At 63.6% G+C, this 14,014-nt stretch carries 14 protein-coding genes; 4 read left to right on the forward strand and 10 right to left on the reverse strand.

All coding sequences use genetic code 11. The annotated features are described in order from the left end of the window. The first annotated feature begins 239 nt into the window (after positions 1-239). Both M727_RS0110840 and M727_RS0110845 read left to right on the forward strand, forming a co-directional pair. Complete coding sequence (locus M727_RS0110840; RefSeq protein WP_023800747.1) at positions 240-497, forward strand: hypothetical protein; 258 nt, start codon at positions 240-242, stop codon at positions 495-497. A gap of 100 nt (positions 498-597) precedes the next feature. Continuing rightward, positions 598-1,401: a hypothetical protein gene (locus M727_RS0110845; RefSeq protein WP_027152711.1), complete on the forward strand. Its 804-nt coding sequence runs from the start codon at positions 598-600 to the stop codon at positions 1,399-1,401. A 115-nt stretch (positions 1,402-1,516) separates the two neighbouring features. On the opposite strand, the gene M727_RS0110850 is transcribed toward M727_RS0110845, so the two are convergent. Beyond that, positions 1,517-2,848: a dihydroorotase gene (locus tag M727_RS0110850; protein ID WP_027152712.1), complete on the reverse strand. Its 1,332-nt coding sequence runs from the start codon at positions 2,846-2,848 to the stop codon at positions 1,517-1,519. Positions 2,849-2,929: 81 nt separating this feature from the next. On the opposite strand from M727_RS0110850, the gene M727_RS0110855 reads away from it, so the two are divergent. Next, entirely contained in the window at positions 2,930-3,808 is an 879-nt protein-coding gene (locus M727_RS0110855; protein WP_027152713.1) for a folate-binding protein YgfZ, read from the forward strand. Next, on the forward strand, positions 3,808-4,440 hold the full coding sequence (locus M727_RS0110860; protein ID WP_027152714.1) for an HD family hydrolase: 633 nt from the start codon (positions 3,808-3,810) through the stop codon (positions 4,438-4,440). The genes M727_RS0110855 and M727_RS0110860 overlap by 1 nt, the downstream gene beginning before the upstream one ends. 115 nt (positions 4,441-4,555) lie before the next feature. On the opposite strand, the gene M727_RS0110865 is transcribed toward M727_RS0110860, so the two are convergent. The 9 genes from M727_RS0110865 to M727_RS0110905 form a co-directional block, all read right to left on the reverse strand. Next, positions 4,556-6,019 carry a RimK family protein gene (locus M727_RS0110865; protein WP_027152715.1) on the reverse strand — a complete coding sequence of 488 codons (1,464 nt, stop codon included), beginning with the start codon at positions 6,017-6,019 and terminating at the stop codon, positions 4,556-4,558. Beyond that, a complete protein-coding gene (locus M727_RS0110870; protein WP_027152716.1) occupies positions 6,016-7,122 on the reverse strand; it encodes a peptidase C39 family protein in 1,107 nt (368 codons plus the stop codon). Before M727_RS0110870 ends, M727_RS0110865 begins: the two co-directional genes overlap by 4 nt. 259 nt (positions 7,123-7,381) lie before the next feature. After that, positions 7,382-8,173, reverse strand: a complete 792-nt coding sequence (locus M727_RS0110875; RefSeq protein ID WP_027152717.1) for an anti-sigma factor — start codon at positions 8,171-8,173, stop codon at positions 7,382-7,384. Next, the gene (locus M727_RS0110880; RefSeq protein ID WP_027152718.1) at positions 8,170-8,688 is read right to left on the reverse strand and encodes a sigma-70 family RNA polymerase sigma factor; all 519 of its coding nucleotides are present in this window, start codon (positions 8,686-8,688) and stop codon (positions 8,170-8,172) included. Before M727_RS0110880 ends, M727_RS0110875 begins: the two co-directional genes overlap by 4 nt. Positions 8,689-9,079: 391 nt before the next feature. Further along, entirely contained in the window at positions 9,080-9,223 is a 144-nt protein-coding gene (locus tag M727_RS43980) for a type II toxin-antitoxin system VapB family antitoxin (protein WP_348627158.1), read from the reverse strand. Positions 9,224-9,271: 48 nt separating this feature from the next. Beyond that, positions 9,272-12,019 (reverse strand): DUF2339 domain-containing protein, encoded by a 2,748-nt coding sequence (locus M727_RS0110890; protein ID WP_027152719.1) that lies wholly within the window; start codon positions 12,017-12,019, stop codon positions 9,272-9,274. 63 nt (positions 12,020-12,082) lie between these two features. After that, positions 12,083-12,277 (reverse strand): hypothetical protein, encoded by a 195-nt coding sequence (locus tag M727_RS0110895; protein WP_027152720.1) that lies wholly within the window; start codon positions 12,275-12,277, stop codon positions 12,083-12,085. Then, the gene (gene recO, locus M727_RS0110900) at positions 12,274-13,035 is read right to left on the reverse strand and encodes a DNA repair protein RecO (protein WP_027152721.1); all 762 of its coding nucleotides are present in this window, start codon (positions 13,033-13,035) and stop codon (positions 12,274-12,276) included. Before recO ends, M727_RS0110895 begins: the two co-directional genes overlap by 4 nt. Positions 13,036-13,076: 41 nt before the next feature. Beyond that, positions 13,077-14,000 carry an aminoglycoside phosphotransferase family protein gene (locus tag M727_RS0110905; RefSeq protein ID WP_036262080.1) on the reverse strand — a complete coding sequence of 308 codons (924 nt, stop codon included), beginning with the start codon at positions 13,998-14,000 and terminating at the stop codon, positions 13,077-13,079. Between the last annotated feature and the right edge of the window lie 14 nt (positions 14,001-14,014).

Raw genomic sequence — 14,014 nt, forward strand, 5'->3', positions numbered from 1 at the left:
AAACGTTACGGCACGGATGTGGAATTAACTCAAACTGAAGGTTTTCATCCCGCTCGCCGGCCTAATCGGCTAAGTTTTGAATCGGATCGAACGCAGGTTTGCAAAACGTGACGAACCCTTGTCGAAACGACCCCAGAAATGTCGTATTTACAAGTACTTACTTAACCTGCGAGTAAAAGGGACAGCCCAAGCCTGATCCGCATCCGCCGGATCGCCGCTTGAAAAGGGTGGACATCGCAATGGAACATGGCGTCAACGACATCGACGCGCTGGTCAGGGAAGAAAAGCGCCTGACTGCAGTGGAAAGCCACAGCGAGGCCTGGGCGGAAGGGCTTTCGGCCGGAATCGAGACGGAAATCATCGCCGAGGCGGCCCTCGAAACCGCGTTCGGCGAGATGCTGCGCGCCAATGGCGAGACCTCGGCCCTTGCCTTGCTCGACCGCATGCGTGAAAAGGTGATAGCTGGGGCCTTCGAGCCGGGACGGCTGCGGCACTGATTGGCATCAGGCTCTTCGATGACGGCGTGCCGCTTGGGCGTCATGCCCCGGGCACCTGGGCGGGCCTGGGTAGCTGGACGGAATCATGGAGAGGCAGGCGGTGAATTTTTCGACGTCAGGCCAGCCGCGTGGCTTGGCCCTCAGCATCCAGCTTGCCGCTTTTTGCGCCGCGTTTCCGCTGGCGCTTTGCCTCGCAATCAGCCCCGCCTATGCTTTGAGTGAAATCAAGCGCGAGGACCTGCCCTCGCCAGTCACGCCGCCCGCCGATGACGACATGTCGCCGCCCGGAACCGCGGTGCCGACGCCCGGCCCGCTCGGCGCGACGCCGCCTGCGGCCAGCCAACCGACGCCACCCGACGAACGGGACCAGGTCGAACCGGGCGGGCCAACAGACGATGGTGGCATAGCCAATCCGCAAGTCGACCCGGATGAACCCTTGCCTGAGGTCGTCTACGATCTCGGCAAGCTGCCGGAGCCGGTCAGGCGCATGCACGATTTGATTATCGGGGCCTGCAAGAGCGGCGACATCGAAAAACTCCGGCCGCTGATCGGCCAGGGCGATGCGATGACCCAATTGTCGCTGAGCGAAATCGAAGGCGACCCGATCACCTTCCTGAAAGGACTTTCGGGTGACACGGAAGGCCAGGAAATCCTCGCCATCCTGGAAGAGGTGCTCAGTGCCGGCTATGTCCATGTCGATGTCGGCACGCCGCAGGAGCTCTATGTCTGGCCATATTTCTTCGCGCTGCCGCTGGACAAGCTCGACGCCAGGCAGCGGGTCGAACTGTTCAAGATCGTCACCGCCGGCGACTATGACAGCATGAAGCAGTTCGGCGCCTACATCTTCTACCGCGTCGGCATCACCCCGGATGGACAGTGGACGTTCTTCGTCGCCGGAGACTGAGCGGCATTGCCTCTCCTACCCTCAAGCCCGCCCAGCGCATCGGAGTGGATACCGGAAATCCGATGCTCAAAGAGAAGATAAGCGGCGGTACGACGCGATTTGAAAGTCCGCCGCTCTAGACCGCCAGCGCCTCGGAAAACTCCACCGCCCGACCCTGTCCGGGGGTGACGATCTCGCCTTCCCACATGACGCGCCGGCCGCGCACGATCGTGCCGACCGGCCAGCCGGTCACGTTTCTGCCGTCATAGGGTGTCCAGCCGGCCTTCGAGCCTGCCTGCGCATTGGTGATAGTCTCGCGGCGCTTCAGATCGACGATCGTGAAATCGGCGTCGTAGCCGGCGGCGATGCGACCTTTCCTGGCCATGCCGAAGATGCGCTGCGGGCCGTGGCTGGACAGGTCGACGAAACGCTGCAACGTCAGCCGGCCGGCATTGACGTGGTCGAGCATGATCGGCACCAGCGTCTGCACGCCGGTCATGCCCGACGGTGAGGCCGGATAGGGTTTTGCCTTCTCGGCCAGCGTGTGCGGGGCGTGGTCGGAACCCAGCACATCGACGATGCCCTGCGCAATGCCGTGCCAAATGCCGTCGCGGTGGCGCGATGCGCGTACCGGCGGGTTCATCTGGATCAGTGTGCCAAGCTGCGCATAATCATCCGCGCTCAGCGTCAGATGATGCGGCGTCGCCTCGCAGGTCGCGACGTCCTTGTGCTGTTCGAGCAAAACAATCTCCTCGGCGGTCGAGATGTGCAGCACGTGGATGCGGGCGCGAACCTGGCGCGCAATGCGCACCAGGCGCTCGGTGCAGCGTAAGGCGGCGATCTCGTCGCGCCACACAGGATGCGAGGCCGGGTCGCCCTCGATGCGTTCGCCGAGCCGCTCGCGCAGCCGGAATTCGTCCTCGGAATGGAAGGCCGCACGGCGGCGCGTATTCCTCAGGATCGAGGCAACGCTTTCATCGTCCTCGACCAAAAGGTCACCGGTCGACGAGCCCATGAACACTTTTATGCCGGCCGCGCCCGGCAGCCGCTCAAGGTCGCCGGCGTCCTTTGCGTTCTCGCGGGTGCCACCGACCCAGAAGGCAAAGTCGCAATGCATGCGGCCGGCGGCACGCCGAACCTTGTCGGCAAGCGCAGCATCGCTGGTGGTCAGCGGGTTGGTGTTGGGCATCTCGAAGACGGCGGTGACGCCGCCCAGCGCCGCTGCCCGCGAGCCTGTCTCCAAATCTTCCTTGTGCTCCAGCCCTGGCTCGCGGAAATGCACCTGGCTGTCGACGACGCCCGGCAGGATGTGCAGGCCGCGACAGTCGACCGTCTCGCCGGCGGAAGCCCGGCCAAGATCGCCGATAACGGCGATGCGCCCGCCGTTGATGCCGATGTCGCGCCCGCCTTCGCCATCGTGGTTGACCACCGTGCCGCCTGTCAGGATGAGGTCGTAGGTCATGGCCATGCTAATCCGGTCTCTTGCGGGGGGAGTGCCAGCGGCTTACGTAATGGCCGACTGTTTTGCAAGATCAGGTTCTTTCCGCCCATGCCCTTTGCCCAGTTGAAAGACCGCGCGCTCGTTTCCGTGTCAGGCCCGGATGCCGAGAGTTTTTTGCAGAACATTCTGACCACCGACCTCGACGCACTGGCTGCCGGCGAAGCAAAGCCGGGCGCTTTGCTGACCCCGCAAGGCAAGATCCTGTTCGACTTCCTGATCTCCCGCGCTGGCGAGAATTTGTTCCGCCTCGAATGCCGATCCGATATATCAGACGATTTCATGCGCCGGCTGATGCTCTACAAATTGCGCGCCAAGGTCGAGATCGCCAAGGCAGATCAGGGACTTGTCGCTGTTGTTTGGGGGGATGATTCAACTGCTTCGCAGTTTGATTCAACGCCGGTTGCAGATGCACGGTTCCGCGACGCGTCCGTGACGCGCTTTTATGGCGGCACGGCCGCCGGCGGCGATCCGGCCACATGGCAAGCTCTGCGCATCGCCCATGGCATTGCCGAAAGTGGCAGCGACTATCAGCTCGGCGACGCCTTCCCGCATGATGTGCTGCTCGATGAAACCGGCGGCGTCGGCTTCAGGAAGGGCTGCTATGTCGGCCAGGAGGTGGTTTCGCGGATGCAGCATCGCGGCACCGCCAGACGGCGGGTGCTGATCGTTTCGGCCGAACGGCCCCTGCCCGCTCCTGGCACAGAGGTGACAGTTGCAGGGCGACCGGTCGGCACGCTTGGCACGGCCGCCGGCACGGCGGGCCTCGCCATAGCCCGCATCGACCGCGTCAAGGCAGCGCTCGACGCCGGCCAGCCGATCATGGCGGATGACGTCCCGGTGTCGCTCACCATCCCGGCCTGGGCGAAATTCACTTTTCCGATGGAAGCCGTTGGCCCGCAGGAATCCGTCGGCGCGGAGGAGGCCTGATGGCGGCCGACCGTCCCGGCGCGCCGCCGCGCGCCTGGCAGCGCATGCTGTCGGGCCGGCGGCTCGATCTGCTCGACCCTTCGCCGCTCGACATCGAGATTTCGGACATCGCCCATGGGCTTGCCCGCGTCGCCCGCTGGAATGGCCAGACCATCGGCGATCACGCCTTTTCCGTCGCCCAGCATTCGCTGCTGGTCGAGGCGCTTTTCGGCGAGCTGGTGCCGGACGCCCCAGCCGATGCGCGGCTGGCGGCTTTGCTGCACGACGCGCCGGAATATGTCATCGGCGACATGATCTCACCGTTCAAATCGGTGATGGGCGGCAGCTACAAGGAGTGCGAGCTGAGGCTGCAGCGTGCCATCCATCTGCGCTTTTCGCTGCCGGTCGAACCGGTTGCGGGCCTGCGCAAGGAGATCAAGCGCGCCGACCAGATCGCCGCCTATTTCGAGGCGACGCTGCTTGCCGGCTTTTCGACCGCCGAAGCGACCGAATTCTTCGGCCGGCCGCGCGGCTTCAATGCCGACCGCTTCGATTTCACCCCGCGTTCGGTGACCTGGGCGCAAAACGCGTTTCTCAAACGGTATGCGACAATCGAGAAATCGCGGCGGCAAACAGTGCAGCCGGCCGACTGAAAAAACGCTAAATTAGCCGGAGCGGATAACTGCGCCGTCCTCGGGCGGGGAGCCGAAGGTGTGTGCCCGCCGCGACGGATAGAAGGCTGGGGCGTCGATCGGATACACCCCCCTGCTACCGCCCCTGTCGGTCGAGCCGCTCCAGGAACCACTGCGTCAGCCGCACCCAGACCTCGTCTTTTTCGCCGGAATCTTCCCAGCCATGGTCTAGGTTGGGATTGTCGTTGACCTCTATGACGAAGACACCGTCCTTGGTCTCTTTGAGGTCGACGCCGTAGAGGCCATCGCCGATGCAGCGCGCCGCCCTCACCGCCGTCTCGACGACATGGGCCGGCGCCTCCTTCAAGGTGAAGGTCTTGATGCCGCCCTGGTCGGGCTTGCCGTTGGCCTTGTGGTTGACGATCTGCCAGTGCTTCTTGGCCATCAGGTAGTGCACGGCAAACAGAGGCTGGCCGCCGAGCACGCCGACGCGCCAGTCATATTGGGTCGGAATGAATTTCTGTGCGATCAGGAGATCGGAATCCTCCAGCCATTCGGTGGCAAGCGTCTTCAGCTCCTCAAAGGTGGCGCATTTCTTGACTCCGCGTGAAAACGACGAGTCCGGGATTTTCAGCACCAGCGGAAAGCCCAGCGTCTGCGCCGCCACTTCAAGGTCCGAGATGCCGGCGATCATCACCGTCGGCGGCACCGGCACCTTGTTGTAGGTCATCAGCTCGTTGAGATAGACCTTGTTGGTGCAGCGGATCATCGACAGCGGATCATCGATGACCGGCATGCCTTCCTGCTGGGCGCGGCGCGCGAAGCGGTAGGTGTGATTGGAGATCGAAGTCGTCTCGCGGATGAACAGCGCGTCGTAGTTGGCGAGCTTGGCCAGATCCTTTTTGGTGATCGGCTCGATTTCGACGCCCATCTTCTCGGCGATCTTGGCCCAATAGCGTAGCGACGAGATCTCCGATGGCGGCAACTCCTCATGCGGATCGACCAGCGTGGCGAAGGTGTAGCGCGCCGGCGTGCGGCCCTTGGTGTCACGCCACTCGCGGCTGGTGTAGGTCTCAAGGCACTGAAGAAAGCGCTTTTCTTCATCCTCGGTCATCCTGGCCAGCGGATGGAAGCCGATCTTGCGGATCGACGCCCATTCGGCGCTGTCCGTGATGTGGACTTCCAACGCCGGCGCCCGGAACCAGTCGAACAAAAGCTTGGCGAAGCGATCCCATATCTTCGACGAGCCGATGCCGAAAAAGATGCAGACTTTTTGCGGAAAGGCTCCGCCCAGATCCTTGCGGCATTTGTTGAGCGCGAGTTCCAGCTCCGGCAGCGCATGCTCGTAGAGCTTGCGCTCGGACAGGTCGATCATCGTCTCGACCGTCGGAATGACCTTGTGACCGCGCGAACCGGCGAGCAGCGAGGCATAGTAGCCGCGGCTTTGGTAGCCGTAATTGTTCGACAGGTTGATGACTTTCGGCCGCTGGCCGCGAAACAGCGCCGGATGCGCAAGATAGTCGCGATTGGTGATGATCTTGTGCGGTGTCGCCACCTGATCGAGATCGTTCTGCCGGCCGGTAAGGATGACCCAGGTCATTGTCTGTCGCGCTTTCCGAGGATTATGGCGGCACGCAATCCATCGCGGCCGAATTGCGCCATGTTCATGAAGATGCCGTAAGGCACCGGAATGTTGGCGGCATCAAGGATGGTCTCCTGTCTCTCGTCTTCGACCCAAGGATCGTGGATCAGGATATGGTCGCCATCGTCGCCGATGGCCAGAACCCAGTGCGGAACCTTCTTGCCGAACATAAGGAAGCCGCTGATCAGGACCAACACCAGTTTTCCTTCTGCGATTGCGGTGCGGATATCGTCGATGGCGAATGGACGGTAATTCACCGGGATGCCGTAACGTTCCGCGCGCCGGCGAAAGTCGACCTGCGCCAGTTCCATCACCCGCCGCTTGTCTTGGCTGCGCACCGACTGCAGGAACAGCGCACCATGGAAGGAGACATATATCTCGGCCGAGAGCCCGCTTTCGTGGCCGGCAACGGCGAGGCCGAACGGCTCGCAGCCGCCCGGCCCCGACATCATGAAAACGGTGGTCGACTCGCGCCACAAACGGATTTCCATCACCGGGTCGGGCACGAAGCCGGCATCGAAATTGGCCATCGCCATCATCAGGCAGCACGGGCCGCACGTGAAATCGCAGGTCTGCTGGTAGAACGGCACCCTGGTGGCGACCGGAATGTCGCCGCGCAAGGTCTTTTCGTAGCGCAGCGCCGTGGTGCCGTCCTCGTAATAGCCCGGTTCGCGGCCGATCTTGCGGTAGCCGCTCTGCTCGTAAATGCGGATGGCTCGGCTGTTGTCCTCGCGCACCTCGAGACGCAGCATCATGCGGTTGTGCTCGAAGGCGGCTTCCTCGGCCCGTTTCAACAGCATGCGGCCAATGCCGAGCCCGCCGAAAAGCGGACCGGTGGCAATGGAATAGAGCCGCGCGACTCCGCTGCCCTTGCGAAACAGCACGACCGCATAGCCAGCGATGCGGCCGTCGTTTTCGGCAACCAGCACCTCGGCGGTCTCGCGTTCGATCAACTGACGAAAGGAACGGCGGGAAATGCGGTCGCCAGAGAAAACAGCCTTCTCGATCGCCGCGAGGTCATCGACGTCGGACGCGCGGGCCGTGCGAATCTCGGCAGGCATGCGGGCTTGGAAAACCTCGATTGGATTCTTGGAAAGGCCTGGTCAGAAGTGTCGACAACACAGCCGAAGCGCCAGCATCCGTCAAGCGCTATCGCACCTCGATTCGGGCTGAATTTTTACAGTTTCGGGGCGCATGACCTCCCAAAAAATCGAAATCGATTTTCGGAAAGGATGATGCGGAAATTAAAGTGCTACAGCGTCCTTTGCGTGTCCAAAGACGCGCGGCGCTTTAGACGCAAGCTTTGAAAAACAGCGCAGCTCAGCTGGCAAGCCCGGCGACAAGCTGGCTGTAGGCGCTCTTCGCCACTGCAGCCAGCTGTGCGCGCGGCAGCGAGCCGACGACGGCGCAGCCATAGCCCTTGTCCAACCAGTAGATCGCCTCGGGGCCGTCTTCTTCCGATCCATAAGTACCCTTGGTCTTCTCGGCCGATTCCGCTGTGACGAACAGCGAGATGCGCTCGCCCTTGGCGTCCTCATAAAGCAACATCGCGGCCTTGCTCTCGCCAGCGGGCAGCAGCCGACCGCCGACGAGCTGGAATCCTTGCGCCGCCAGATCCGGTGCGACCAGCTTCAGGCCGACCCTGTTGGACAGCCAGGTCTGCAGATGATCCTTGTCGCTGGCGGGCACTTCCACCGCATGCCGCTGCTCGGCGGCATAGATGACATGGGCTGCGATCGCCTGCTCGGCGAGTTGGTCCTCGGCCGGGTCTTCCAGACCGAGATGGTCGATGCCGGCGACATAACCGCCGACACCGCCAATGGCCAGCATCGCCGCTGCGGCAGCCGCCCGCCACCAGCGCGAGCTCGATGCCGCTGTCTTGACCGGCCCCTCGCCGAATACGATATTTTGCAACCGCGCCGGCACCGGCTCGTCGACCACGCCGGCGAAGGCGGCGCGCAGCGCTGCGCGGTCGGCGACATAGCGGACGCTCCTCGCCTTCATTTCAGGATTGGCCTCGAGCCAGGCATCATAAGCCACGCGCTCGTCAACCGGCAGCTCGTCATCGAGGGCCATATGGATGTCGCGTTCGGAAAAGTCGCGCCGGGTCATTTCTCGACGATCCTTATCGCCCGGCGACGCGCGGCATCATCCAGCAACCCGCGCAACTCGTCACGCCCGCGCGCAATGCGCGACATCAGCGTGCCGGCCGGAACGCCGAGGATGTTGGCGGCCTCGGCATAGGAAAAGCCTTCGATGGCGACCATGACCAGTGCTGCGCGCCGATCGGGGCTGATCGCCTGCAACGCGTCGATGATCTCGCGCGAGGCGATGCTCTCCACCTGCTCAGCGGGCGCTGCCTGTGCCTCGCGCGCTTCCAGCGGCAGCATCGCTGCTTCGCCGCGCCGGTTCACCTTGCGCATCTGATCGATGAACAAATGATGCATGATCGTAAACAGCCACCTCCTGGGGCTTTCTCCAGTCTGCCAATTGTCGAGCCGCACAAGCGCCCGTTCGAGACAGTCCTGAACGAGATCGTCGGCGGAATCGCGATCGCGCAGCAGCGAGCGCGCATAACGGCGCAGGCGTGGTATCTCGCCCAAGATTGCTGCCTTCTTTTCGTCCATGACCGCTGGTTCTGAGGTCGCCCTTGTTCATCCGATTGAACGCGCCTTCACGGCGCGGCGCAAGCGGCCAGCGCGAAGCGGTCCGCCGCCCCGGCCACCCAAGCAATGCAATAACGCTGCCGGCGGGAAATTTATTCCCGGTGGGATTGAGAGGCAAAGCAGAGTCCTCCCATTGCGGGCGACGCGAAGAAGGCCCCGATAACCCGCCGTGGCATGTGCGGAAGGCGCAGCGAAGCGAAATATCCCACGCCCAATTGGGACTCACAGTTGAACCGCCCGACCGGGCTCGCCAACGTCAGTTTTCCGTGCCTCGTCAGTAAATGCCTTCATGTCGAAGTTGGGATCGGATAGCCTCAACGCAGCATACTTCTCCTGCAACACCGCAACCCTGTCACAAAGGCTTGCGGGCGTGGTTACGCTCAAGTTCATGCAAAAGTGCAATCCGCACTGCTTCCGTTTTGCTTGCGGCGTTGATCTCGCGCTGCAATTTAGTGGCCAGCGCAGCCACTTCTTTGTCGCGAATATAGAGAGGCATTTTTGAATATCTCCTGCTGAACCTTCAACTATTCCATTTATTGGACATTCAAACAGATGATCCCCTCGCCGCTCTTGTCAGCAGCCGCTGATAGAACAAGCCGATGCCGATCAGCACCGCGCCGAGGCCGATGAAGGACAGCGCCCTCAGCACGCCTTCCAGTTCCGACATGTCGAAGAGGAAGACCTTCAAAACAGCGACCGAGATCAGCGCGGCCGACGCAACGCGCAGCACCTGCGACTTCAGCCAGACGCCGGCGGTGAGCAGCGCCACGCCAATGATCAGCCACAGCGCGGAATAGGTGTAGGTCTCGAGCTGGCCGAGGCCGCTCCACAGGCCGACGAACTCGCCCTTGAAAAGCCGCCGCACCGACAGCGTCGCATAGACGAAGGCGAGCAGCGCCGCCATCAGCGCCAGCATCGCGGCATACCATTTCGGCCGCTTGTCACGTGAGTAAAGCGCGAGCCCGCCGGCAGCGAGGGCCGGCAAGAGATAGGCGAGGAACAGCAGGTTGAACACCGGGATCCGGCCGGTCGATTCGTCGGTAAACAGCGGGTTCAGCTCCACAAAATGCTGGATGACGATGAAGGCGACCGAGACGACGCCCGCGGCAAGCGAACCATAGCGCAGCACCAAGCTTGGCGAGCGCATGTCGATGGCGACCAGGATGGCGCCGGCGCCGATGGCGATCAGCGTGTAGATCGCCTGCTCGGCGAGCGTCGCAGCACCCGTGTCGATGACGCCGCCATGCATGGCATGGCGCACCAGTATGGCAACCGTGAGCACTGCAAACAGTGCTGCGCCCGCTTCCATGGCGAGGCGTGGCCGGCCATTTGTGGTGCGGGCGAGTTGCCAGGCGGCGAAGCCGAAGGCAAGCGCCGGCACGCCGTAGCCCAGCAGCAGCCAGTTGAACACCGGCGTCCTCGACAGGAATTCAGCGCCGACGATTGTCGGATCAAAGGCGATGCGGCCGAGCACCGCGATGACCGCAGCGACCGAAATCCAGCCGAGCACTGGGTAGGCGCGCCAGCGGGTGGCCAGCGCCGGCAGGATGGCCGCGGCACCCAGAAGCATGGTCGTCCAGCCGGACCCAAAGGCCATGTAGAGCATCAGCAAGGCAGCGACTGCTGCCCCGCCAAGCGCGAACGAGACGGCAGCACCGCCCCGTAGCGGCGGCTGTTCACCGCGCGCAATCCACTCGCCGCCGGCGGCGAAGACCACCACCAGAAGGGCTGCAACCGCCGCGTAGACAAGATCGCGGTCGAGATTGCCGAAGGTGAACCAGAGCGCCAACAGAATGACCAGCGGTGCGACAACGCCCCATGCCGCCCATGAGGCGGCGCGGATGTGAGCCGATGAAGCAAATTTGCGCGCTGCCCAGAAGCCGGCTGCGATGAACACAAGTCCGAGAAAGATGCCGATCCTGAGCACCAGCGTATCGGCAACTGCCGCCGGCAGGCCATCGACGCCGAGAGCGCCACCTGAAAAGTCTGAAACGACGGAGGTTGGCGGAATGATGCCGAGATAGACCAGAACCGTCGCCAGCCCCGCGGCGTGCAGAAGCGCCAGCGCCAGCGGCCGGTAGAGCGCTACCGCGACCAGGGCTGCGATAAGGGCTGCTCCCGGCAGAGCATCGCCGGCAGCGTATGCGGGGTCGACGAACAGCGCCATCGCCGAAAGGCCGACGAAGAAGCCAGGAGCGACCGATGGCCAGTCGAAGCCACTGGCGGGTCCTGCTTCGCCACCGCGACGGCCGAGCCAGACGAGGGCGAGCACGGCCAGGGTCACCGCGTTGATAAAGAGGATGACAGGCAGGTTGGTGCCCGGCGCATCGGTCATGTAAAGAATGGTCCACAGGCCGGTGCCGACGAACGCAGCCGCCATCAGCAATTTCCAGTCGCGCAGGCGGGCGATCACGCCGGTAGCGGCGAGCACAATCGCCAAATAGCCGAACAGCGCCCAAGGATTCGGCGCCTGCGAGGCGACCAACATGGGCGTCACCACCGCGCCGAGCAGGCCGACGCCGGCCAGTGCCTGGCCATGGACGAGGGCTGCTGCGATCGTCGCCACACCGATGGCGCCGAGCAGCGTGAAGGCGAGCGCCGGCCCGATGAAGCCGTAGACGCCATGCGCGGCATAAACCGTGCCGAACAGGATGAAAGCACCGGCCGCCGTCAGGATCGCCGGAATATAGGCGCCGGCGACTCCCTGCACCGGCACCTTGAAGCCGGTACGGCGGATGAACTCGCCGACGGCGACCAGCACCAGCCCGAGCATTGCTGCCATGCTCAGCCGCACGCCGGGACCGAAAATGCCGGCCTCGATGGTGTAGCGGATCAGAAACAGCCCGCCCAGCGCCAGCGCGATGCCGCCGACCCAGACCGCCCAGCGGGTGCCGAGCGCCGTTTCGATATCGGGTTTTTGGGCCGGTTTCGCCGTCGCGGCCACCGGTTGTGCAGGTGCAGGCCCAGCCGGCGCCGCTTCACCCGCAGCCCACGGTCCGGATGCAGCCTCCCCGGCTTCAACCTGCGTGGGCGGCTTTTCCTCAGCAGCAGCTTCGCCCGCCGATGGCGGGGCAATGTCGGTCACGGCCGCAATTGCCGCGTCTGCCGGCATGCTGTCGTTTGCGGCCTGTTCTACCGGCTTGGCCTGCGGCGGGGCCACATGGACCCCCGAAAGCACGAGGCTGCGCAGCGCACCGAGTTCGCGCTCGATCAGGCCGATGCGGCTCTGCTGGCGCGAGATAATGACGAACAGCGCGATGATCGCGACGAGGCCGATCAGGCTTTCGAACATGGCGGTTCCCCCAAACCAAGCCAGTAGTGACCGACAAATACGGCGGCCAGACGGCCAGCCGAGTCAGCCCGCCGCCAGATTGGCGGCCGGAAAGATCGAGCACGTTTCGGTGCCGAAAGCCAGCGGCGGAGCCTTGAATTTGTTGTCGATAATGCGCTGGAGCAATTCCAGGCCGGTATATTCAGCGATGTCGGCGTGCGAAATGGTGCCGAGGCGGAGCGGCGACACCCGGCCGGGATAGAGTTCCGCTTCGCTCATGTAACGGTCTCTCCCCCGATCACCTTGTGCAGCGCATGGTGCTTGCGTAGGGCGGCGAGGAAGCCGGTGCGGGCGCCGGGCGCCTCGATACCGCGCGGCTCGTAGACATGGCGGGAAAAAAAGAAGCCAGTCAGCCGGAAGGCGTCCTCGATCGCCGCCGGATCGGCGCGCAGCCCGGAGCCGCGCTGCAGGAAGGCGGGGAGCACCAGCATCTTGTCGCGCCATGGCGCGCCTGCGGCGCGCGACACGGCGCGCCCGGACTTCGGTGAGACATAGGCAAGGTCCTGCCTGGCGCCGGTCGCGGCACACTGGCTGAGATCGAGGCCAAAGCCGAGTTCGTCGAGAATCAGCAATTCGAAGCGCGCCACCAGCTCGCCGGCGGCGTCCGCATCGTCGAGATGGGCGATCATCACGGCCAGCGTCTCGTAGAGGCCGTCATGGGCGTCGCGCTCGGGCAGCAGGCGCAGATGCGCAGCCATGGTCTGCAGCCCATAGATGGCGACGGCGCTGTCCATCAGCCGGGCGGCGTTCATCTCGATCGCCTCGGCCTGGAAGGTGCCCAGATGCTCGTCGAGTCGCGCTCGCCACAACAGGTCGACGCGGTTGCCGGGCTGTAGAACCGGCTGCTGCTTGCGCGAGCGGCCGCCGCGCACAAGGCCGAGGTGGCGGCCGTGCGCACGCGTCATGACCTCAAGAATGGCGCTGGTTTCGCCATGCTTGCGGGTACCGAGAATAATTCCTTCGTCGCGCCATTCCATGAACGGAGCTTGTCACCGCTTCGGTGACGAAATCAAGTTTTTCAGGCGCTGTGTCGGTGCCCTCCGCGGCGGTCCGCGCGGAGGTGATCGGCAAGCACTTCATCGATCACGCGTCGCGACTTTTCAACCTCGACTGGATTGATGTCTATATGGCCGGCGACCGTAATCAGCGCTTTCCATAGCGTCCAGCCACGGCCTCGCGCCCAGGTTGCCTCATCGGCCTGAAGACCGGCGCGAAACACCTCTCGGCTTTTCCCTTCGAAGAGCGTCCACGCAATCGCCAAATCGCACGAGGGATCGCCCACGCCCGAAGTCCCGAAGTCGATCACGGCGCTCAAAGCACCTTGCCTGACCAACAGGTTTCCCCAACTGGCGTCACCGTGGAACCAGACGGGCGCGCCGTGCCATGTCGCGGCAAGCGCTGCTTCCCACACCGCGCTCGCGGCGACCGTATCGATCTTGCCGTCGAGGGCTGCAATTGCCTGCCGGGTCTCACCGTCGTAGACGCTCAGTGGTCCACCGCGAAAAAAATTATGCTGCCCTGGCGCCGGTCCACCGGCGGGATCGATCCGTTGCAGGGCGACCAGGAATTGGGCCAGGCCGGCCGCGAATTGCGGCAGGCTGGCAATACGCTCCAGCGTCGCCGTCTCGCCTTCGATCCAGCGATAGACGGACCAATGCCAGGGATAGTCGTCGGCCGGGGCTCCCATCGCCAGCGGGACCGGGACAGGCAGCGGCAGCAGAGGCGCAAGCCTTGGCAGCCAGCGATGTTCCTTTTCCACCTGCAAGGCATAGGCCGCCGCACTCGGCAGCCTCACCAGCATATGGTCTCCGAGATGAAAGGTCCTGTTGTCCCATCCGCCTGATGCAACCGGCCGGACAGCAAGATCCTTCCATCGAGGAAATTGCGTGGCGACCAACCGGCTCACGAGGGCTGTGTCGATAGTGACTTCTGGTTCGAGCATGATCTTTTCCGAAA

The sequence above is a fragment of the Mesorhizobium sp. WSM2561 genome (genome assembly GCF_000513915.1).
Taxonomy (GTDB): domain Bacteria; phylum Pseudomonadota; class Alphaproteobacteria; order Rhizobiales; family Rhizobiaceae; genus Mesorhizobium; species Mesorhizobium muleiense.

Excerpts from the sequence above, each read along its gene's own strand:
- M727_RS0110840 (WP_023800747.1), top strand. The coding sequence starts at position 240 with ATGGAACATGGCGTCAACGACATCGACGCGCTGGTCAGGGAAGAAAAG.
- M727_RS0110850 (WP_027152712.1), bottom strand. The coding sequence starts at position 2,848 with ATGGCCATGACCTACGACCTCATCCTGACAGGCGGCACGGTGGTCAAC.
- M727_RS0110855 (WP_027152713.1), top strand. The coding sequence starts at position 2,930 with ATGCCCTTTGCCCAGTTGAAAGACCGCGCGCTCGTTTCCGTGTCAGGC.
- M727_RS0110860 (WP_027152714.1), top strand. The coding sequence starts at position 3,808 with ATGGCGGCCGACCGTCCCGGCGCGCCGCCGCGCGCCTGGCAGCGCATG.
- M727_RS0110865 (WP_027152715.1), bottom strand. The coding sequence starts at position 6,019 with ATGACCTGGGTCATCCTTACCGGCCGGCAGAACGATCTCGATCAGGTG.
- M727_RS0110870 (WP_027152716.1), bottom strand. The coding sequence starts at position 7,122 with ATGCCTGCCGAGATTCGCACGGCCCGCGCGTCCGACGTCGATGACCTC.
- M727_RS0110875 (WP_027152717.1), bottom strand. The coding sequence starts at position 8,173 with ATGACCCGGCGCGACTTTTCCGAACGCGACATCCATATGGCCCTCGAT.
- M727_RS0110880 (WP_027152718.1), bottom strand. The coding sequence starts at position 8,688 with ATGGACGAAAAGAAGGCAGCAATCTTGGGCGAGATACCACGCCTGCGC.
- M727_RS43980 (WP_348627158.1), bottom strand. The coding sequence starts at position 9,223 with ATGCCTCTCTATATTCGCGACAAAGAAGTGGCTGCGCTGGCCACTAAA.
- M727_RS0110890 (WP_027152719.1), bottom strand. The coding sequence starts at position 12,019 with ATGTTCGAAAGCCTGATCGGCCTCGTCGCGATCATCGCGCTGTTCGTC.
- M727_RS0110895 (WP_027152720.1), bottom strand. The coding sequence starts at position 12,277 with ATGAGCGAAGCGGAACTCTATCCCGGCCGGGTGTCGCCGCTCCGCCTC.
- recO (WP_027152721.1), bottom strand. The coding sequence starts at position 13,035 with ATGGAATGGCGCGACGAAGGAATTATTCTCGGTACCCGCAAGCATGGC.
- M727_RS0110905 (WP_036262080.1), bottom strand. The coding sequence starts at position 14,000 with ATGCTCGAACCAGAAGTCACTATCGACACAGCCCTCGTGAGCCGGTTG.